Here is a 20,520-nt window from a genome sequence, read left to right as displayed (position 1 = left end):
CGCGATGTGATCGGATCGCCAGCCTGCTCCTATCCTCGGCCCGGTTGCAGGCAATAGTGTTCGATCATTCCGCGCAGCAGCCTCACGGTAGGTTCGATTCGATCGAGGTCCAGGTATTCGTCCGGCTGGTGGGCGCAGGCGATATCACCCGGACCGAGTACCAGCGTCTCGCAGCCAAGCTGTTGAAGATAAGGCGCTTCGGTGGCGAAGGCCACCGCCTCGGCAACGTGTCCGGTAAGCCGCTCGGCGAGCTTTACCAGTTCGCTATCCGCGCCCTGGTCGAAGGCCGGCACGCTGGGAAACAGTGGCGCCAGATCAATCTTCACCTGATGCTTTTCGGCAACCGGCCGCAAGCGTCCGGCTATTGCTTCGCGAAGCTGCGCCGGGTCCATTCCGGGCAGCGGGCGCAGGTCATATTCCAACGAGCATTGGCCACAGATCCGGTTGGGGTTATCACCGCCATGGATGCAGCCGAGGTTCAGGGTCGGCTTCGGCACGTCGAACAGCGGGTTGTTGTAGATGCCCTGCCATTCACGACGCAGCGTTATCAGTTCGCCCATGACATCATGCATCGCCTCCAGCGCACTGTGACCGTAGGCCGGGTTGGAGGAGTGGCCGCTCTGACCGTGAATCTCGATGCCCTCCATCATGATGCCCTTGTGCAAACGCACCGGCCGAAGCCCTGTGGGCTCGCCGATGACCGCCGCACGGCCCAAAGGCCGCCCGGCATCGGCCAGTGCGCGGGCGCCCGACATGGAGCTTTCCTCGTCGCAAGTGGCGAGGATCAACAGCGGCTGGCGGAACGGCTGGTCGAGAAGCGGCAGCACAGCTTCGATGATCAGCGCGAAAAAACCCTTCATGTCACACACGCCCAGGCCGTACCAACGGTCGTCGGCTTCGCGAAGTTGCAGCGGCTCGGCCGTCCACAGCTCGGCATCGAAGGGCACCGTATCGCTGTGCCCGGCAAGCACCAGGCCGCCAGGACCGCTGCCGTAGCTGGCCAGAAGGTTGAACTTGCCAGGCGTGATTTCCTGCACCTCACAGGCGAAACCGAGATCACCCAGCCAACCGGCGAGCAGCTCGATCACTGGCCGATTGGTCTGATCCCAATGTGCTTGTGTGCAACTCACCGAAGGCGCGGCAATCAGCGCGGCAAACTGGTCTTTGAGCGAGGGGATGGGCACCGACAACCTCCTGAAAGACGGGGTAGAAGGCCCTCAGTGAAACATGAAACGCGCCGCCGCAGCCTTACCGCCTGGGTAAAAACTGCGGCAACGGGTGATGTCAGACGAAAATCGCCTGCAAAATGGTGAAGAAAATGATCGACAGCAGAGCGCCAGCGGGCAGTGTGATCAGCCACGACATGAAGATCGACCCGACCACCCCCAGATTCAGGGCGCCGATACCACGGGCGATGCCGATACCCAGAACTGCCCCGACCAGCGTATGGGTCGTCGATACCGGCAAGCCGATGGCCGAAGCGCCCACCACGGTCGTTGCGGTCGCAAGTTCGGCGGCGAAACCGCGACTCGGCGTCAGCTCGGTGATTTCCTTGCCGATGGTTGCAATCACCTTGTAACCGTAAGTCGCCAGGCCGATGACGATACCCACAGCGCCCAGCAGCAACACCCAGCCCGGCACCGCTGACTTCGCAGCGATCGCACCGGCGCCCTCAGACTGGATGACACCGACCACGGCAGCCAAAGGGCCCACCGCATTGGCTACGTCATTGGCGCCATGGGCGAAGGCCATGGAGCAGGCCGTGAAAATCATCAGGACAGCGAAGACCTTTTCCACGCTCGCGTAGTGAAAGGTGCGATCAGCCTCGACGTCGATTTTGATCCGCGACAGCAGCCCGATTCCGATCAGCATCACCAGAACGCCGATGGCGAACGCCAGGAGGATGCCCTGGCTGCTGCTCAAGGTCAGTCCGACATGCTTGAGGCCCTTGGTGACGGTCATCAGCGCGACCATGAATCCGGTTAGGAACATGTAAAGCGGCACGAAGCGCTTGGCGTTCAGAAAGGGATCATCAGTGTTGATGATCAGCTTCTGCACACTCATGAACAGCCCGAACGCGACGATGCCCGAGAGGACCGGTGTCACCACCCAGCTCGCCACGATGGGCCCGATGGCATCCCAGTGAACCGCATCGGTGGATACTCCCACCGCGGCAAAGCCGATCACCGCACCGATGATCGAATGCGTGGTGGATACCGGCCAACCTTTCATGGTGGCGATCATCAGCCAGGTGCCGGCTGCCAGCAGCGCCGACATCATGCCCAGAACCATCAGGTCCGGCGAGATGATCTCCGCGTCGACGATGCCGTTCTTGATGGTCTCGGTGACCTCTCCACCGGCCAGATAGGCGCCGCAGAATTCGAAAATCATGGCCACCACGATGGCCTGTTTGATGGTCAGCGCCCGAGAACCGACCGAAGTACCCATGGCATTGGCCACGTCGTTGGCGCCCACACCCCAGGCCATGAAGAAACCGAATGCGCAGGCAAGCACCAGGAGTACGAAGCCGTATTCCGCGATAAAGGACATAAGGAATTACCTGTTGAACCTAGAAAGGATGCTGGCGCCTCAGCGCGCCAGCAGTTGTTCCAGACGGTTGCCGACGCGCTCGGCACGGTCAGCTACGTCACCGATCCATTCAATGATCTTGTAGAGAAACATCACGTCTACTGGCGGCAATTCCTTTTCCAGCTTGAACAGCGCACGGCGCACCGTGATCTGCATACGGTCGGTTTCACGCTCGATTTCTTCGAGCTCTTCGACCATCTTTTCCACCAGAGTCGCTTCCCGACCGGCAAAGCCGGTTTCCAGCAGCGAATCGAGTTCCTTGAGCGCTTTGAGTGCCTGGCAACTGGCATCGACGCTACGCTGCACGAACGCGAGCATTTCAGGCTGCAAAGCAGGCGGAATGGTCATGCAGCGACCTAGCATCAACCCCGCGATGTCCTTGGCGCGGTTGGCAATTTTGTCCTGTACACTCAACAGCTCCAGCAGATCCGAACGCGGCACCGGCAGAAACAGGCTTTTTGGCAGATGTTGACGGACACTCTTCTTGAGTTTGTCGGCCTCGTTTTCCAGTCGGGCCATCTCTTTCTGGATCTGCTCGACCCGTTCCCAGTCTTCTGTCGTGATGGCCTGGAACAGCGGAACCAGATTGGCCGCACACTCGTGGGACTTGGCCATGTGCTGTTGCATCGGCCCGATGGGCGAGCGTCCGAACAGGCTGACGAAAGGATTGATTGGCATAGGGAACACCCCGGCTTCAGAAGGCGGCAAGTATACGGACGGCCCCAGGCGGCCGCTACCGCACGTCATCAAGCTGAAATATATTTACTATAGGCATCCTCCGGGCACATGCAGAAAGAAACCGAAATCAAGCTGCGCGCCAGTCGCGAAACCCTGACGGCACTACGCGATCATCCGCTGCTGAAAAAGCGCAACAAGAGCGGCTGGGAACGGCACGAACTCTTCAACCAGTATTTCGACACGCCCGAGCGCGAGCTTGCTCAGGCCAAGGTCGCGCTGCGCCTGCGTCGCGACGGTGACCAGTTCATCCAGACGCTCAAGAGCCGAGGCCAGAGCGTCGCTGGCCTATCCGAGCGCAACGAATGGGACTGGTATCTGGACAAGGCCAAGCTGGACACCAAGAAGCTCGACGATGAGTGCTGGCCCGCCAGTCTTGCCGAGCTGGACAAGAAAACCCTGAAGCCGATCTTCACCACTGATTTCGTTCGCGAGAAAGCCGAAATCGCCTGGGGCCGCGGCAAAGCCAAAGTCGTCATCGAAGCGGCACTGGACATGGGCAAAGTCGTGGTGGGCAAGCAGAGCGAAGAAATCTGCGAGCTTGAGTTGGAGCTGCGCCATGGAGAGCCCGAGGCACTGCTGGAGCTGGCCGCTGAGCTCGCCGCTGACCTGGCGCTGATGCCCTGCGACATCAGCAAGGCCGAGCGCGGTTATCGCCTGTATGACGCTGAAAGCTACTCGCTGAGCCTGCCAGCACCCCAACTCGATGCAACGATGCCACTGGATGATGCCTTCGCCGCGCTGGCTTGGCAGCTGCTCGGCAACAGCCAGCGACTGGCTGAGCAGTACCGCTTCAACGGCCACTGGAAATTGCTCGAAGAGTGGCTGCAACAGTTGGTGGAACTGCGCGCCCTGCTCGGCAGCCTTGGACAGGCAGCACCGCGTGCCAGCAGCCGCGAGCTACGTGAGCAGTTGGACGCACTGATTCAGGCCTGGCGCCCGCGCATCGAAACTGGCCAGGACGACGAAGGCACCCGTAAGAGCGCACCCGATGCTTTCGCTACTGAATTGGGCAAGCCCCGCTGGGGCCTGTTCTCCTTGAAAGCTTCGCTATGGCTGCTGCAACGGGGCTGGACCGCCGAGCGCAACAACCGTGGCAACCGTCAGGGCGCTGCCGAGCTGGGCAATTGGTTGCCACGCCAGCTAGGCGAGGAAGCCGAAGCGCTACAGCTGCAGCGTTATCAACAACAACCCGAAGACCTCGCCGAACAGCGGCCGCGCATGGAGCGCCTGCTGGTCTGGCTGCACCTGGCTCGGGCTACGCTGGACCTCCCTGAAGTGGATCGCCTCTACGGCGAGCTGGCCAAGCTCTACGAACTCGCCGGCCAGCCTCTTGATGACGAGCAGCTCCAGGCGCGGGTGGACCAGGCGCACACGGTCTGGACGCTCAAGCCGTGGAAGCTGCTGACCAAATAGCTCAGGTCGCATTGGCGGAACGTAGCGTGGGCAGGGCGGCGCTCCGCTTCAGCCTACCGTTTGCGGCAAACCCGAAGCTGTCCAGTCATGCCAGGCCGACGCCTGCCCCTACTCGCAGGTGGGCTGAAGCCCACCCTACAGGGGCTGGCGCATCACGGGCCGGTTACGGCGAGGCGTGCCGTCTCATTCGACAGTTACGGACGGTCCCACAAAGTTGAACCGCTCAGGCAGACAGCGTGCGGATTTAGCGGCAAGCTTGTCCTTCGTCTCCGCCATGTCCCAAAGGCCCCATACCCGTGTTGAATTCGCCTGCCCAGGACCGCTTTCTCGATCTCAACGACCTGTTGCGCGACCTTGTCGCGCAGGGCCGGCTGCAGCAGGAAACTGCCGAGCAGTGCCTGACGCAGCGCCGCAGCGCGGCAAACAGTCAGCAGCACCCGCTTGAGTTCCTGGGCGCGCAGCAGCTCGATGATCTGGCGCGGCCAGGCAAGAAGCTGGATCTCGAAACCCTGACCGTCTGGCTCGCAGAGCAGGCCGGGCAACCCTACCTGCGCATCGACCCACTGAAGATCAACGTTGCCGCAGTCACGCCGCTGATGTCCTACGCGTTCGCCCAGCGACACAAGATTCTTGCCGTGGCGGTGGACAATTCCGCGGTCACCATCGCCAGCAGCCAGCCCTTCGTGAAGAGCTGGGAAGCCAACCTCACTCACGTACTCAAGCGACCGATCAAGCGTGTGGTAGCCAACCCGGTCGACCTGCAGCGTTTCACCGTGGAGTTCTATCGGCTGGCCAAGTCGGTCAGCGGCGCCACTGCCAATGATCAGAAGATCAGTGGCACCGGCAACTTCGAGCAGTTGCTCAACCTCGGCGCGAGCGATCAGGAGCCAGACGCCAACGACGCCCACGTGGTGAACATCGTTGACTGGCTGTTCCAGTACGCCTTCGACCAGCGCGCCAGTGACATCCACATTGAACCGCGGCGCGAGCAAGGAACCGTGCGGTTCCGCATCGACGGCGTGCTGCACAACGTCTATCAATTCCCACCTCAGGTGGCGATGGCCGTGGTTAGCCGTCTCAAGTCGCTGGGGCGAATGAACGTCGCCGAGAAGCGCAAACCGCAGGACGGCCGGGTCAAGACCAAGACCCCCGATGGCGGTGAAGTGGAGTTGCGGCTTTCGACCCTGCCGACGGCGTTCGGCGAAAAGATGGTGATGCGAATCTTCGACCCCGAGGTGCTGCTCAAGGGCTTCGATCAGCTGGGCTTCTCCGCCGAGGACCTGCGTCGCTGGCAGACCATGACGGGCCAGCCCAACGGCATCATCCTGGTTACAGGCCCGACGGGTTCGGGCAAGACCACCACGCTCTACACAACGCTCAAACAGCTGGCTACCCCAGAAGTGAACGTCTGCACCATCGAGGACCCCATCGAGATGATCGAGGGCGCCTTCAACCAGATGCAGGTCCAGCACAATATCGACCTGAGCTTTGCCAGCGGTGTGCGTGCGTTGATGCGCCAGGACCCGGACATCATCATGGTTGGCGAGATTCGCGATCTGGAAACCGCCGAAATGGCGATTCAGGCAGCGCTGACCGGCCACCTGGTGCTTTCGACCTTGCACACCAACGACGCGCCGAGCGCCATCACTCGCTTGCTGGAGCTCGGCGTTCCGCACTACCTGCTGCGCGCAACTCTGCTCGGCGTGATGGCCCAGCGCCTGGTGCGCACACTGTGCCCGCACTGCAAGGCGCCGATAAAACTCGATGCCGATGACTGGCAGGCGCTGACCAAACCCTGGAATGCTCCGCTGCCGGGCAACGCCCATCAGGCAGTGGGCTGTATCGAATGCCGCGACACCGGCTATCGCGGGCGCGCGGGCGTCTACGAGATCATGCTGCTCAACGACGCCATCAAACCGCTTATTGCTGCCGACACCGATCTCATCGCGCTACGCCGCCAAGCCTTCAAGGACGGCATGCACAGCCTGCGACTTTCAGGTGCGCAGAAGATCGCCGCAGGGCTGACCACGCTGGAAGAAGTATTGCGGGTAACGCCTCAAAGCGAGCAGAAGTAGCAGAGACACAGGGTGGATCGCTTTTTAGCATCCACCTTTAGGCCTGCAAAAGACGAAACGCATTTTTCTGCCTGCTTAACCGGAGGGCGAGCCCATCGCCCTCGGCCTGCCAGCTGCCTCTCGAAGATTTCTAACCGCCAGATTTGGCCGCGACCAGGGTGGCCACCAGGTTCGGCTCACAATTCAGGTAGGCCGACGATTGCAGCCATTGCTGGTCCGGGTACCAGGAAAACATGAACTGGCCGCCCTTGAGGCTATCGACCACCATGCGCGCCACCTCCGGGCGAACCGCAGGGCAGCCCTGGCTGCGGCCGATGCGGCCCTGGGTCGCGATCCAGTCCGGGTTCACGTAGTCGGCCGGATGGATGACGATAGCCCGCTCACGGGCCAAGTCGTTCACGCCTGGCTCGAGTCCGTCCATGCGCAATGAGTAGCCATGCTTGCCACTGTAGCTTTCGGCCGTGCGGAACAAACCGATGCTCGACTGATGGCTGCCCAGAACGTTGGAAAAACGAGTGGCTAGGTTTTCCCCCGAGTTCATCCCGTGAGCAACGAACTCCTTGAGCAACAATCGGCGCTGCTGAAGGTCGAAGATCCAGAGTCGACGTTCCGAAGACGGCAACGAGAAATCGATCACCGCGAGTCGTTGTGCGGGAGTTGCGCCGTTGTTGACCGCACATTGCATCGCCGCCACCGCATGGGTGAGCACCTGAACGTTCAGCGTAGGGGCAACACGAGAAAGCGACGCCACAACTGGCTGATAGTCGGCGCTGGCTGCCATCAGCGGAGAACACAGCAGCATACCCGCCGCAATACAAAGACTACGAAGCGAACTCATCATTCTCAAAACACCTCGACGGCGCCATTACCGCTCATCCCTGTCGGTTGGCGACCCAGTTCGCTACCTGGCTTACGCAATGATTTAAAGTAGCGAAAGTTGGATCAGACGGGACCTGTACGGCTCCCACATCGTCTGATCGATCATGATTCGATGGCCTGATAGAGCCTGGTTTTCCAGACGTCGCGGCCCTTTGAGCGGCGGAGTCTAGCAGTCGGCTGGTTTGCCAGGAGTGAAGCGTTGTACAAAAAACATACATTCTGTGTACTCCTTGTTCTGCTCTCCAGTCCCTGGCTGGCGATGGCTGAGTCAGAACCTGCGCTGCCGAGCCCGATGGAACAGGTGCTGCAGGACCTACGGAAGGCCTGCGGCAAAGTCTGGGAAGATGTTGATGAAACCGCTCTAGGCCGACTATCAGCGCTGTATCAGCGCCACCATTTCGAGCGGCTTTGGACATCATATGAGCAGGTCGACGAATTACTCATTCAACTCGACACGCTGGTCGATGATGGCCTCGATCCTGCCCGTTACCAGCCCGATGCCATTCGTCGGGTGATGCAGACCGCAACGCCGCACCCGAAAGACCTGGAATGCAGCGATATCTTCGTCAGCCACGCCTATCTGTCCGCGCTGGGCCATCTGGCGCAGGGCAGATTGCCGCAAGAGCGCATCGAACCGGTTTGGCGCAGCCCTGATTCGAGCTCACAGAAGCAGGCCGAGGCACGTCTGCTGGTGATCGCCTCCGAGGGTTTGAGCCAGCTGGAACACGCTTTCAACAAAGCGCGCCCGGCGCTGGAACAATACCAAAATCTGCGCAAAGCCTACGCCCGCTTACGCAGCGAGCCCTTGCCCGAGCACCCGCAGATTCCCGCCGGCAAAACGTTGCGCCCCGGAATGTCCGACCCGCGCGTGCCATCGCTGCGGGAACGTCTGAGCGCCGACGGGTATCTGCAGGACGAAATCGTCGTGCCAGACGCAGCCGAAAACCAGTACACCCCCTCACTCGAAACCGCCCTCAAGGCGTTTCAGCGCCGCCACTCATTGCAGGATGATGGCGTCCTGGGCAGCTGCACCCTCGCCGCGCTGAACGCGACACCACATGACCGGCTGGAACAGCTGCGGGTGAATCTGGAACGCTTCCGCTGGCTCGCTGCGGATATCGAGCCACGCTCGTTGCTCGTGGATATCGCGGGCGGCAAGGTGATTTTCTTTCGTAACAACAGCCCGCAATGGGAAGCTCGCGGCCAGGTAGGCAGGGATACGCGTCAGACTCCTTCGATCAAGTCGAGCGTCACCCGCCTTACGCTCAATCCGACCTGGACAGTGCCGCCCACCATCCTGCGTGAGGACAAGCTGCCGCGGATCCGCGAAAACCTGGACTACCTGGCAGAACACAAGCTGCAGGTTCTGGACTATCAGGGTGCGGTGCTCAACCCCGCAGCCGTCGACTGGGACAACCCGGGCAGGATCCTCCTGCGCCAAGCCGCAGGGCCGGACAACCCCCTAGGCCGGGTGGTGATCCGCTTCGCCAACCCCTACTCGATCTATTTGCACGACACCCCGAGCCAGGGGCTTTTCGCGCGCTCACAGCGCGCCTTCAGCTCGGGCTGCGTGCGGGTCGAGTCAGTGATGCAATTGATAAATCTGCTGCTCACCGAAGCAGAACGCGAGCGAGTGGCCCGCTTGCTCGAAGCAGGTAAGACATACGAATTCCGCCCCGCTGAACCAACGCCGATCCTATTGGCTTATTGGACAGCCGAAGCCGACAATACCGGCGAGCCGCGCTATCGTCCGGACGTCTATCATCGCGACCCGTCGCTACTGGCGGCTCTGCAAGCAGCTGATCGCGGTCCTAAGCTACCAGCCCTTCCGCTTAGCAAGCCGCAGTAAAGCGAACGCCATCGAAAGAGTTGCGACCGACCACCCAGGACCGGACCGGCGGCTCTGGCAGATTGCCCGTATACCGAGGTCTACTTGCCTCGCAAACATGCACCGGTAACGTGCGAACCGCCTAGACTCTGCAATTGACGACAGCATCCGCCTGCTCAGGGGGACCGTCACTCACACTTGAACACCGCGATTTTTTTGCCGCCACGGATAGCCGAGCAGAAGTTTTGAACGACATAAATACAGTCAACACATGGAATGAAGCTGACAGGCTGGCCGCGCTGGCCCGATACCGAATTCTGGATACCCCAGCCGAGGCGGCCTTCGACGATCTGGTACTCCTCGCAGCCGAACTGTGCGCCAGCCCAAGTGCTGCCATCGTCTTCATCGACAAGGAGCGCCAGTGGGTAAAGGCCTCGGTGAATGTCGACAACGGTAATCGCCCCCGCGACGAAGCGCTCTGCGCTCGAGCCATCACTCATTCCGAACAGCGGGTAATCGAAGATCTCTCCGGCGAGCCCCTCGCCAAAGGCTCAACCGGTTTCTACGCCGCGGCGGTATTGCGCACGCCCGAGGGTTTTCCGCTTGGCACGCTATGCGTGATGGACAACGAGCCGCGTCGGCTGTCGGAGCGCCAGAGCGCCCATTTACAGGCGCTGGGCCGACAGGTGATGGCGCTGCTGGAACTACGACGCAGCCGCGAAGCCAACGAGCGCAACCGGCAGATCATTGACAGTGCGGTGGATTACGCGATCCTCACGACCGACATCCATGGTCAGGTCACCACTTGGAACCAGGGCGCCGAGCGCATTCTCGGGTGGCGCCCGGACGAGATCATCGGCACGCCCGCTTCACGCCTGTTCATCGAGCAAGACGTAGCCCGCGGCGTGCCCGGCGCCGAGATGGCGACCGCAGCGCGTGAAGGCTCTGCGATCAATGAACGCTGGCATCGGCGCAAGGACGGCACTCACTTCTGGGCAAGCGGTGTGCAGATGCCGCTCAAGGATGATCGCGGCCATCACCTGGGTTTCGTACAGATCCTGCGTGACCTGACCGAACGTCTTCACGAGCAGGCGGCCATTCGCGAGGCCGATGAGCGATACCGCGCGTTGGTAGACCTCAGCCCGCAGGTGATCTGGCAGTGCGATGCGAGCGGACATCTGATTTTCTGCAACCGCTACTGGTGCGACTTCACTGGCATGAGCGCCGAAACCTCGGCCGGCATGGGTTGGATTGCCGCCGTGGCACCGGATCACCGCGACGCCGTGCTGCAGCAATGGCGAGGTGCGCTGAAGTCGGGGCAAGCCGGTAACTTCGAAGTCCCATTGCTCGCCGCGGATGGCAGCCAGCGCTGGTTCCAGGGCAGCGGTGCACCTGTCTACGATTGCGACAGTCGCCTGCTCCACTGGGTCCTGGTGGCACAGGACATTCACGAGCGCCGGCTGGCAGAGATCAAGCGCCTGGAGAGCGAGGCGTTCACCCGTAGCCTGCTGGATGCTGCCAGCGAAGGCTTCTACTCCATCGATACCGGCGGACTGGTTACGCTCTGCAACGAGGCATTCGTCAAACTGCTCGGATTCACCAGCAAGAACGAAGTGATCGGCCGTCAGTTGCATAATCTGATCCACCATAGCCACCCGGACGGTTCGCCTTATCCAGTCGAGGAGTGCCCGATCCAGCGCACCGCCAAGACCGGCGAACCGGCGCATGTCGAGTACGAGTTGTTCTTTCGACTGGATGGCACCAGCCTTCCGGTGGAATACCGTGTCGCCCCGCTCTACCGCGATGATGTGCTGCATGGCGCCATCTGCACCTTCACGGATATCAGCGAGCGAGCCCGCGGCGACGCGCAGCAATCCTACCTGTTAGAACTCAGCGACCGCCTGCAGGACAGTGGCAGCCGCATCGGTCTGGCCGACATGATGGCCGAGCGGCTCGCTCATCTGATGGGAGCAGACTGCATCTGCGAAGGGCATCTCGACGAGCGCGACGGCCTGATCATCGATGAGCACTGGCCTGAGGCGGCTGCCAAATCGCGCGCCGAGCCCTATGTGCTTGGCGGGTGCGCACATACGTTGCGCCTGCGCTTGACGCAAGGGCTGGTGGTGCCATTCGAAGACCTGCTCGACGAAGCCGACTGCCATGGAAACTGCGGCGCCCTGCATGACCATCTTGGCTACCGCAGCTTGTTGCTGGCACCTCTGTTGGAGCAATCCTCGAATGGTGCATTCCTGCTATTTGCCAGCCGCCAACCACGCAGCTGGAGCCAGACCGACATATCACTGGTACGCGAAGTGGCCGAGCGTATCCGCGCCGCGGCAGACCGTGCGCGCGCCCGCAAAGCCCTGCTCGAAGCCGAACAGCGCGTCAGCCTGGCCAACGAGATTGCTGCCATCGGCGTCTGGGACTATGACTTCGAGCACAACTCGGTGCATTGGGATGCCCAGCTCAAAGGCTTGGCAGGCCTGGAACCCAATGAAACGGAACTGTCGGTCGACGAGTTCCTTGCGCGCGTTCACGCCGATGACCGCCGTGCGTTGATAACTGCGTTCCGCAACGCGCTGGACGGAGTTGGCGGAGGCGAGCTGAATCTGGACTACCGCGTCTACGACGAGCGCAGCGGCCAGTTTCGCTGGTTGACCAACCGCGGCCGCCGCCTGCTGGATGCCGACGGCAAGGTTCGCCTGCTCGGCACCGCCCGGGAAATCACCGCCGAGCGCAACGCAGCCTTAAAGCTGCTGCGCATGAATGCCCTGCTCGAAGAGCAGATCCAGGAACGTCAGGTCACCGAGCAGCGCCAGTCCGTACTGATGGAGTTGGGCGACCTCCTGCGTGGGCAGCCCGACAGCGTCACCATCGTAACCGCTGCCGTACGGGCCCTGGGGATGACGCTCAAGGTGACCCGCGCTGCCTTCCTGGCCATCGAGCCCGGCGGGCAGTACGCCTCAGTGGAACGCTATTGGAGCGACGGTGCGCTGGGCGATTATACCGAACGCATGTGCTTCGCCGATTACGGTGACTTCATCTACGATCTGCAGAACGATGAGCTGGTTGTGGTCGACGACGTTCTGCATGACCCGCGAACAGCCGCTCAGGCGGCAAGCCTGCGCCTGCGGCGCATACAAAGCCTGGTCTGCGTGCCGCTGCAGGAGCAGGGCGTTCTCCGGGCAGCCCTGATCCTGCTACAGGATCGGCCGCGCCAGTGGGCAGAAGAAGACATTTCCTTCGTACGTGAAGTCGCAGACCGCGCCTGGACCGCCGATGAGCGGATGCGCGCCGAAAGCGCGTTGCGCGCCAGTGAAGAACAGTTCCGGACCCTGGCGGACAACATGAGCCAGTTCGCCTGGATGGCGGATCCGGCCGGTCGCATCTACTGGTACAACAAGCGTTGGTACGACTACACCGGCACCACGCTGGAAGCCATGCGCGCACTTGGGTGGCGCTCCGTTCACCATCCCGACCATCACGTACGCGTCAGCGCGTCGATGAAGCGGGCCGTAGCGATTGGCTCTATCTGGGAAGAAACCTTCCCACTGCGCGGCAAGGACGGAAAATACCGCTGGTTCCTCGCCAGAGCGCTACCGATTCGCGATGACTTCGGACAGGTGACCCACTGGTTCGGTACAAATACCGACATCACTGCCCAGGTGACTGCCGAAGAGGCCTTGCGCGAGTTGAATGACAACCTCGAGCGGCGCGTGGCCGAACGTACCCGCGAGTTGGCCGAGATCAACCACCTGCTGCATCTGGAAATGGGCGAACGCGAGCGTGCCGAAGAAACGCTACGCCACGCTCAGAAAATGGAAGCCATCGGGCAACTGACCGGCGGCCTCGCCCATGACTTCAACAACATGCTGACCGGCGTGCTGGGCGCGCTTGATTTCATTCAACGTCGAGTCGCCAGCGGCCGAGTAGACGATCTCAGCCGCTACGTCGATGCAGCAGCGAGTTCAGCCAACCGCGCCGCGGCGCTGACCCATAGACTGCTGGCGTTCGCCAGGCGGCAGTCGCTGGACCCGCAACCAGTGGACGTCAATCAGCTCGTCGAATCCATGGAAGACATGCTGCGGCGCACCATGGCCGAACATATCGAATTCGACACGCGCCTTCAGATCGACCCCTGGCTGGCCTACACCGATGCGCACCAGCTCGAAAACGCGCTACTGAATCTGGTGATCAACGCCCGTGATGCGATGAGCGAAGGCGGTCGACTGGTCATCCAGACCGGCGCCGTGCAGATCAAGAGCGCTGAGCGCGACGGCCCTGAGCCAGGTGATTACGTCACCCTCAGCGTTGCCGACAATGGCTCGGGCATGCCGCCTGAAGTGGTTGCCAAGGCATTCGACCCTTTCTTCACGACCAAGCCTATCGGCCAGGGGACCGGCCTTGGGCTGTCGATGGTCTATGGCTTCGTCAAGCAGACCGGCGGCCACGTGCGTATCGACAGCACGCCGGGTCATGGCACGCTGATCACCCTGTTTTTGCCGCGCAATCGGAGCCGGGCGGAGCCTGTGGAAGAGCATCGGGATACGCCGGTAGCTGTCCAGGGCGCTCTGACCGACGAAACCGTGCTGGTCGTGGAGGACGAAGCGGCCGTACGCATGCTGGTGGTCGAGGTGCTCCAGGAGCTTGGCTACCAAGTGCTCGAAGCCGTGGATGGCAACACTGCGCAGCCTTATCTTAAAGGCGATCAGCGTATCGACCTGCTTGTCAGCGATATCGGCCTGCCCGGCATAAATGGCCGGCAACTGGCCGAAATCGCCCGTCAGCATCGCCCCGAGCTGCGGGTGCTGTTCATCACCGGCTACGCACCTAACGCCGAAGTGCGCGGTGAGTTCCTCGGCCCCGGGATGGACATGCTGGCCAAGCCGTTCAGCATCGAGGTGCTCGCCGCCAAGGTCCGCCAGTTGATCGAGCGCAGCGGGTAGCGCTGCAAGGAACTCTGCCGTGGGCCATGCACTCTTTAGTGAAGGACCAAGCAGAGGTAGTGATCATGCGTAAAACGATACTGGCGGCAATCACCTTGACTTGCGTGCCCTTCGGCGCGGCCATGGCGGACAGCGGTTTCGTCCGGCAGATCCTGTCGTCGGGCGCGACCACCGCGTCTACTTACATGACCTTCCGTGACGACAAGCTGGTCGCAGCTGCACAAGAGGACGCGGGTAGTTTCGTCGCCAGCGATGGCGCCATTCGGGGTCCTTATCTCGAAGCGATGCTGGTGAAGGTGCGCGCCGAGCAACCGCAGCTGCAGGCAAGTGACATGCAGCTGGCGAATGCCATCCTCGCTGCCGAACAGCAGTAATCCCGAATGGTCGGCCGTTTAGCTCGATCTGGTGGCTCGCCCGCACCGAAGATCATCCATTCGCAGCATTGGAGGAATCATGAAAAAAACCGCATCCGCCGTCTGGCAAGGTGATCTGAAAAGTGGCAAAGGCACAATCAGCACTCAGAGCGGCGCGCTGAAGGACAACCCCTATGGCTTCAATACCCGCTTCGAAGACACGCCAGGCACCAATCCGGAAGAGCTGATCGGTGCCGCGCACGCAGGGTGTTTCTCCATGGCGCTGTCAATGATGCTCGGCCAGGCCGGTCTTACCGCCGAACGCATCGAGACCAAGGCGGAGGTCACGCTGGACAAGGACGGCGAAGGCTTCTCCATCACCGCCATCGCGCTGACACTGAATGCGAAGATTCCTGGAGCAGAAGAAAGTCAATTCCAGCAAATCGCCAATAAGGCGAAGGAAGGCTGCCCGGTATCCAAGGTGCTGAACGCCCAGATCAGCCTGAGCGCCACCCTGGAAAGTTGATTCGGCAGAAAAAAAACGCCGCCCAATGAGGCGGCGTTTTCGTTCGCGGAGAGGCTATCAACCGCGGATGTTGTAGATGTCCTTTTCGTTCAGCTCGGCATATTCGTACAAACGCTTGAGGTAGGCGCTCTGCTGCTCCCAAACCTTTGCCGCAACCGGGTCCGCTGCAGCAGAGGCATCAACCACTTCGGCAGCCACTTCCTTCAGGCGGGCCAGCACTTCGTCCGGTAGGCGCCGCACTTCGACGCCCTGCTCGCGCAGCTGCTCCAGAGCCTCCATGTTCTTGGCGTTGTAATCGTCGAGCATGTCACCGTTGACGGCACGGGCGGCGGCGCGAACGATAGCTTTCAGGTCGTCCGGAAGGGTATCCCAGGCCTTGAGGTTCACATCCAGCTCGAAGGTAACGTTAGGCTCCTGCCAGCCCGGCGTGTAGTAGTACTTCGAGGCCTTGTGCAGGCCCAGCGCCAGATCGTTGTACGGGCCGATCCACTCGGTGGCGTCGATAGCGCCAGTCTGCAGGGCGGTGAAGATTTCACCAGCCGGCATGTTGACCACGGTTCCGCCCATCTTGGTCAGCACTTCACCGCCCAGACCTGGAGTCCGCATCTTCAGGCCCTGGAAATCCTTGACGGAATTGATTTCCTTGTTGAACCAGCCCGCCGTTTGCACGCCGGTGGCACCACAGGCCATCGGCAATACGCCGTAGGGTTTGTACACTTCTTCCCACAGCTCCATGCCGCCACCACGATGCAGCCACGCGTTCATTTCCTGAGCGTTAGGGCCGAACGGAAGTGCGCAGAAGAACTGTGCTGCAGGCACTTTGCCCTTCCAATAATAAGGGGCGCCGTGACCCATTTCGGCGGTACCACGGGATACTGCATCGAACACTTCAAGCGCCGGAACCAGCTCGCCCGCTGCGTAGACCTTGACCGTCAGGCGGCCATTGCTCATCTCGTTGACCAGCTTGGCGAAGTTCTCCGCGCCAACGCCCACGCCCGGGAAGTTCTTTGGCCAAGAGGTGACCATTTTCCAGTTGAATTTCTCGGTGCTTGCGGTGCCCTCGGGCTTGCTCGCGGTATCGGCTTCCTTGTTGCAACCGGCCAGTGCGGTCGCGGCCAGACCAACGCCTGCGGCGGCCAGAATTTGACGACGTTTCATGTGTCACTCCTTGTTTTTGTAATGCTGAATTTCGGAACCCCGAAATCAGGTAGTTCTAGCTATCATATGGCTATCCCTCGCTCAAGCGCCGTGACTACGTATGCGCACTACGTACGTAGTACTGCCGGTTGCGGCACGTTCACACAGCCGCCTAGAATCGCCGGCCGTGTGGCCATAACAATAAAGGATCTGCCATGTCGAACCATGCCCCTCCATTGCTCGGTCTCGCCAGAGTGATCGATGCGGTGAACGCCCGCTTCGGACAGGCCTGCGCCTGGCTGACCATGTTTCTTGTGCTAGGAACCGCCGTGGTCGTGGTGTTGCGCTACGGGTTCGGAATTGGCGCAACTGCCCTGCAGGAAGCAGTTCTTTACGCGCACGCACTGGTGTTCATGGGCGCCGCCGCCTGGGTACTGCAGCGCAACGGCCACGTTCGCGTCGACATCTTCTACCAGCGGCTCAGCCCTCGCCACCAGGCCTTCGTCGAAGTGATTGGAACCCTGCTTTTCCTTATACCCGTCTGCCTGTTTCTCGGCTGGGCGAGCTGGGATTACGTCAGCAATTCGTGGTCGACGCTGGAAGGGTCAAGCGAATCGGGCGGTCTCAAATTCGTATTCCTACAGAAGAGCATCATCCTCATTCTGGTTGCGTGCCTGCTGTTGCAAGGGGTTTCCGAGATCATCAAGGGGGCCTACACCATCGCTGGTCGCCTGCCTGCGCCGGAGGTGAAGCATGGCTGAGTTGATGGCGATACTGCTGTTCGTCAGCATCTGCGCAGCCTTGATGGCCGGCTACCCGGTAGCGTTCACGCTTGGTGGTGTTTCACTGCTGTTCGCCGGTCTCGGCATTGTCACTGGCACCTTCGATGGCGGGTACCTGAACGCCTTGCCGAACCGCCTGTTCGGCATCATGAACAACCAGACCATGCTCGCCGTGCCGCTGTTCGTGTTCATGGGGGTGATGCTGGAAAAAAGTCGGGTGGCCGAAGATCTGCTCGAATCCATGTCCCGCCTGTTCGGCACGCTACGCGGCGGTCTGGCCATTTCGGTATGTGTCGTGGGTGCGTTGCTCGCGGCCAGCACGGGAATCGTAGGCGCCACGGTCGTGACCATGGGCTTGCTGGCACTGCCTACCATGCTGCGCCGCGGGTATGACCCCGCCATTTCCACCGGAACGCTCGCTGCTACCGGCACCCTCGGTCAAATCATTCCGCCTTCCATCGTGCTGGTACTGCTGGGTGACGTGATGTCCAGCGCCTATCAGCAGGCGCAGCTGAAAATGGGCATCTTCTCGCCCAAGACCGTATCGGTCGGCGATCTTTTCGTCGGCGCATTGCTGCCCGGATTGCTGCTGGTCGGCTTGTACATCGTCTACATTGTGGCCGTTGCGATCCTGCAACCGAAAAAGCTGCCTGCCCTTCCGCAAGAAGAACTCGGTCCAATCGAGTGGGGCAAGCTGATCAATGCGCTGGTGCCACCGCTGCTTCTCATCAGCGCCGTGCTCGGTTCGATTCTCGCCGGTTATGCCACTCCTACCGAGGCCGCAGCGCTGGGCGCCCTGGGTGCAATGATCCTGGCCTTCTACAAGGGCAAGCTGAACTTCGGTCAGTTGCGAGAAGTGGCATACGGCACCACCGAAATCAGTGCCATGGTGTTCCTGATCCTGATTGGGGCGTCGCTTTTCTCGCTGGTCTTCCGCGGGTTTGGCGGCGAAGCGCTGATCGAGGACGTCTTCGCACAATTGCCAGGAGGCGTACTCGGAGCCTTCTTCTTGGTAATGGTGGTGATTTTCCTGCTGGGCTTCATCCTGGACTTCATCGAAATCACCTTCGTGGTGGTGCCCATCGTCGGCCCGGTTCTATTGGCCATGGGCCTGGACCCAGTGTGGCTCGGCGTAATGATTGCGCTCAACCTGCAAACCTCGTTCCTCACACCGCCCTTCGGATTCGCGTTGTTCTATCTGCGCGGCGTTACACCCAAGTCGGTACCTACCAGCACTATTTATAAAGGCGTATTGCCGTTCATTCTGATCCAGATCATGTTGCTGGTGATTGCCTACCAGTTCCCCGGACTGGTGACCTGGCTCCCAGAGCAGGTGTACGGCAAATAGACCCCAGCAGACGCCCGTTTCGACGGGCGTCTCGCTTTTCGGCAGAGCCTTTTACAGCGACCATGTCGGCAAACCTTCTTTCCTGCCAGCCAATGCCAACTGACCTGACCCGCCACGCCATGCTTGCCGAGCGCTTTCAACAGCTCGACTCCTTCCTGTTGAAGCACCAGGCGTTGTGGCGACCACGGCCCTTTACCCACCTCCAGCTCGACTGGGAATTGGCTCATCCCGAGCTGGCTCTTTGGCTGCGCAATCGCTCGCTTGACGATGCCGAGGCCGTGCATAACTGCCCCGAAACGCTCAGGGCGCCCGCCCCTTTTCCTGCACTGGCGGCACAGGCGAGTGAACTGGGGTTGGTGGATGAGCTCCCCCACGCGCTCACTGAAGCGCCCGACGCTCGCCATTCGGTCGACATTCCCGGCCGCAAATGGCAACAGATCCAGGCGTTCGACTCGGCCTTGACGTTTCAGGAATCTCCCCTGCACTGGCTTGACTGGTGTGCAGGCAAGGGCCATCTGGGCCGCCATCTCGTACGCCGCAGCGGCACCCTGACATGCCTTGAGTGGGACCCGGCACTGGTAGCGTCCGGCGCTCATCTGAGCCGACGCCTTGGCATAGATGCCGGGCACCGGCAACAGGACGTCATGAGTGACGAGGTGACTGAGCTACTCGGCCCGAACATCACGCCAGTAGCGCTGCATGCGTGCGGCGATCTGCACGCGCGATTGATAAAGCTAAGCATCGAGCGCCGCTGTGCACAGCTGGCTATCGCGCCCTGTTGCTACAACCGCATCCAGACCGAGCGCTATGTACCCCTGTCCAACACAGCTGCGGCCTCGGCCCTGAAATTATCCCGCGACGACCTCGGCCTGCCGTTGAGCGAAACGGTTACAGCTGGTGCACGTGAACGCCGCTTGCGAGACCAGTCGATGGCCTGGCGTCTCGGTTTTGATCTGCTTCAACGCGACTTGCGTGGAAAAGACGAATATCTACCCACACCCTCACTACCTGGCAGTTGGCTGAAAAAAACCTTCGAGGCCTACTGCCGTGACCTGGCAGCAAAGAAAGAACTACGCGAGCCGCCAGCTCGGGATTGGCACGCCCTTGAACGAGATGGCTGGCAGCGCCTTGCCGAGGTACGCAATCTGGAACTGGTGCGCGGCCTGTTCCGGCGGCCACTGGAGCTGTGGCTGTTGCTCGACCGCGCATTGTTGCTCGCCGAAAACGGTTATGCCATCCAGCTTGGCACCTTCTGTCCAGCCAGCCTGACCCCACGCAATCTGATGATCATTGCCGAGCTCGACGCCCCTCGCGCAACTACTTGAGAGAAGTCATGCAAACAACTGGCAACAAACAGTTTACTCGCCGCGAACTATGGCTATAATGGCGCCCATCTTTTAGCCGGTATAGCTCAGCTGGTAGAGCAACTGACTTGTAATCAGTAGGTCCCGAGTTCGACTCTTGGTGCCGGCACCATACGAAACACGAAGAAGGCTCACCGCAAGGTGGGCCTTTTTCGTTTCTGACTGTTGCTCCTGCAGTCTCGTAATGTCGTAGCCAGTAACGTGGTAATGATTTAGCAACGCAAACAAAAAAGCCCCGCATCAAACGATGCGGGGCTTTTCTGTTTGGGCTGAGTCCTGTCCTTTTTCGCCGCTCCAAGCAGCATTCCTAAACGCCGACCCTGACGCTTGCGAGATCCTTCGCGGCAGCCATACCACAACCCAAACGTCTCGGGCTGGGCGCCGTGCTAGGCGATCCATGACGCGGCGGGGCGGGTCAGGGAGCGGCCAGCATCGGCAGCATGGGTATGAACTGCCATGATGGCAAAAGTTCAACTTTTGCAATGAAAAGGCCACCACGGATTAAGCACCCAGCTTTCAGGTCACCTCCTCTTCACTTCAGA

14 protein-coding genes and 1 tRNA gene are annotated in these 20,520 nt (G+C 60.9%); 10 read left to right on the top strand and 5 right to left on the bottom strand.

What is annotated here, in order from left to right:
- Positions 1-29: 29 nt before the first annotated feature.
- From argE to EA797_RS00745, 3 genes are all read right to left on the bottom strand, one after another.
- Positions 30-1,184: an acetylornithine deacetylase gene (argE, locus tag EA797_RS00755; protein WP_122163291.1), complete on the bottom strand. Its 1,155-nt coding sequence runs from the start codon at positions 1,182-1,184 to the stop codon at positions 30-32.
- 100 nt (positions 1,185-1,284) lie between these two features.
- Positions 1,285-2,550, bottom strand: a complete 1,266-nt coding sequence (locus EA797_RS00750) for an inorganic phosphate transporter (protein ID WP_122163289.1) — start codon at positions 2,548-2,550, stop codon at positions 1,285-1,287.
- 39 nt (positions 2,551-2,589) lie between these two features.
- On the bottom strand, positions 2,590-3,267 hold the full coding sequence (locus EA797_RS00745) for a TIGR00153 family protein (RefSeq protein ID WP_122163287.1): 678 nt from the start codon (positions 3,265-3,267) through the stop codon (positions 2,590-2,592).
- A gap of 108 nt (positions 3,268-3,375) precedes the next feature.
- Between EA797_RS00745 and EA797_RS00740 the strand changes: the two genes are divergently transcribed.
- Together EA797_RS00740 and tfpB are read left to right on the top strand one after the other, a co-directional pair.
- Positions 3,376-4,740: a CYTH domain-containing protein gene (locus EA797_RS00740; RefSeq protein WP_122163285.1), complete on the top strand. Its 1,365-nt coding sequence runs from the start codon at positions 3,376-3,378 to the stop codon at positions 4,738-4,740.
- 290 nt (positions 4,741-5,030) lie between these two features.
- On the top strand, positions 5,031-6,815 hold the full coding sequence (gene tfpB / locus EA797_RS00735; protein WP_122163283.1) for a type IV pilus assembly ATPase TfpB: 1,785 nt from the start codon (positions 5,031-5,033) through the stop codon (positions 6,813-6,815).
- Positions 6,816-6,945: 130 nt separating this feature from the next.
- Here tfpB and EA797_RS00730 read toward each other — a convergent pair whose 3' ends face one another.
- Complete coding sequence (locus EA797_RS00730) at positions 6,946-7,656, bottom strand: murein L,D-transpeptidase catalytic domain family protein (RefSeq protein ID WP_122163281.1); 711 nt, start codon at positions 7,654-7,656, stop codon at positions 6,946-6,948.
- Positions 7,657-7,893: 237 nt separating this feature from the next.
- On the opposite strand from EA797_RS00730, the gene EA797_RS00725 reads away from it, so the two are divergent.
- From EA797_RS00725 to EA797_RS00710, 4 genes are all read left to right on the top strand, one after another.
- Entirely contained in the window at positions 7,894-9,543 is a 1,650-nt protein-coding gene (locus tag EA797_RS00725) for a L,D-transpeptidase family protein (protein ID WP_244214046.1), read from the top strand.
- Between the two features lie 224 nt (positions 9,544-9,767).
- The gene (locus EA797_RS00720; protein WP_122163279.1) at positions 9,768-14,468 is read left to right on the top strand and encodes a PAS domain S-box protein; all 4,701 of its coding nucleotides are present in this window, start codon (positions 9,768-9,770) and stop codon (positions 14,466-14,468) included.
- Positions 14,469-14,533: 65 nt separating this feature from the next.
- The gene (locus EA797_RS00715; RefSeq protein WP_122164632.1) at positions 14,534-14,842 is read left to right on the top strand and encodes a DUF2388 domain-containing protein; all 309 of its coding nucleotides are present in this window, start codon (positions 14,534-14,536) and stop codon (positions 14,840-14,842) included.
- A gap of 79 nt (positions 14,843-14,921) precedes the next feature.
- A complete protein-coding gene (locus EA797_RS00710; RefSeq protein WP_122163277.1) occupies positions 14,922-15,347 on the top strand; it encodes an OsmC family protein in 426 nt (141 codons plus the stop codon).
- Positions 15,348-15,404: 57 nt separating this feature from the next.
- Here the strand turns inward: EA797_RS00710 and EA797_RS00705 are convergent, their stop codons facing one another.
- On the bottom strand, positions 15,405-16,505 hold the full coding sequence (locus EA797_RS00705) for a TRAP transporter substrate-binding protein (RefSeq protein WP_122163275.1): 1,101 nt from the start codon (positions 16,503-16,505) through the stop codon (positions 15,405-15,407).
- Between the two features lie 194 nt (positions 16,506-16,699).
- Here EA797_RS00705 and EA797_RS00700 point away from each other — a divergent pair, with 194 nt between their 5' ends.
- The 4 genes from EA797_RS00700 to EA797_RS00685 all read left to right on the top strand — a co-directional run bounded on the left by EA797_RS00700 (position 16,700) and on the right by EA797_RS00685 (position 20,090).
- The gene (locus EA797_RS00700) at positions 16,700-17,245 is read left to right on the top strand and encodes a TRAP transporter small permease subunit (RefSeq protein ID WP_122163273.1); all 546 of its coding nucleotides are present in this window, start codon (positions 16,700-16,702) and stop codon (positions 17,243-17,245) included.
- Positions 17,238-18,614, top strand: coding sequence for a TRAP transporter large permease (locus EA797_RS00695; RefSeq protein WP_122163271.1), 1,377 nt, complete (start codon positions 17,238-17,240; stop codon positions 18,612-18,614). Before EA797_RS00700 ends, EA797_RS00695 begins: the two co-directional genes overlap by 8 nt.
- 62 nt (positions 18,615-18,676) lie before the next feature.
- Positions 18,677-19,939: a methyltransferase gene (locus tag EA797_RS00690; RefSeq protein WP_425275558.1), complete on the top strand. Its 1,263-nt coding sequence runs from the start codon at positions 18,677-18,679 to the stop codon at positions 19,937-19,939.
- A 75-nt stretch (positions 19,940-20,014) separates the two neighbouring features.
- Positions 20,015-20,090: transfer RNA gene (locus EA797_RS00685), tRNA-Thr, on the top strand.
- Positions 20,091-20,520: the final 430 nt, after the last annotated feature.

It is taken from the genome of Stutzerimonas zhaodongensis (assembly GCF_003696365.1).
Lineage (GTDB): Bacteria > Pseudomonadota > Gammaproteobacteria > Pseudomonadales > Pseudomonadaceae > Stutzerimonas > Stutzerimonas zhaodongensis.
The sequence above is the reverse complement of the archived record's forward strand: the minus strand, read 5'-3'. Positions and strand labels throughout refer to the sequence as shown.

What these genes read in the sequence shown, in the direction of transcription:
- EA797_RS00750 (WP_122163289.1), bottom strand. Translation starts at nt 2,550, where the DNA reads ATGTCCTTTATCGCGGAATACGGCTTCGTACTCCTGGTGCTTGCCTGC.
- EA797_RS00745 (WP_122163287.1), bottom strand. Translation starts at nt 3,267, where the DNA reads ATGCCAATCAATCCTTTCGTCAGCCTGTTCGGACGCTCGCCCATCGGG.
- EA797_RS00740 (WP_122163285.1), top strand. Translation starts at nt 3,376, where the DNA reads ATGCAGAAAGAAACCGAAATCAAGCTGCGCGCCAGTCGCGAAACCCTG.
- EA797_RS00730 (WP_122163281.1), bottom strand. Translation starts at nt 7,656, where the DNA reads ATGATGAGTTCGCTTCGTAGTCTTTGTATTGCGGCGGGTATGCTGCTG.
- EA797_RS00715 (WP_122164632.1), top strand. Translation starts at nt 14,534, where the DNA reads ATGCGTAAAACGATACTGGCGGCAATCACCTTGACTTGCGTGCCCTTC.
- EA797_RS00710 (WP_122163277.1), top strand. Translation starts at nt 14,922, where the DNA reads ATGAAAAAAACCGCATCCGCCGTCTGGCAAGGTGATCTGAAAAGTGGC.
- EA797_RS00705 (WP_122163275.1), bottom strand. Translation starts at nt 16,505, where the DNA reads ATGAAACGTCGTCAAATTCTGGCCGCCGCAGGCGTTGGTCTGGCCGCG.
- EA797_RS00700 (WP_122163273.1), top strand. Translation starts at nt 16,700, where the DNA reads ATGTCGAACCATGCCCCTCCATTGCTCGGTCTCGCCAGAGTGATCGAT.
- EA797_RS00695 (WP_122163271.1), top strand. Translation starts at nt 17,238, where the DNA reads ATGGCTGAGTTGATGGCGATACTGCTGTTCGTCAGCATCTGCGCAGCC.
- EA797_RS00690 (WP_425275558.1), top strand. Translation starts at nt 18,677, where the DNA reads ATGTCGGCAAACCTTCTTTCCTGCCAGCCAATGCCAACTGACCTGACC.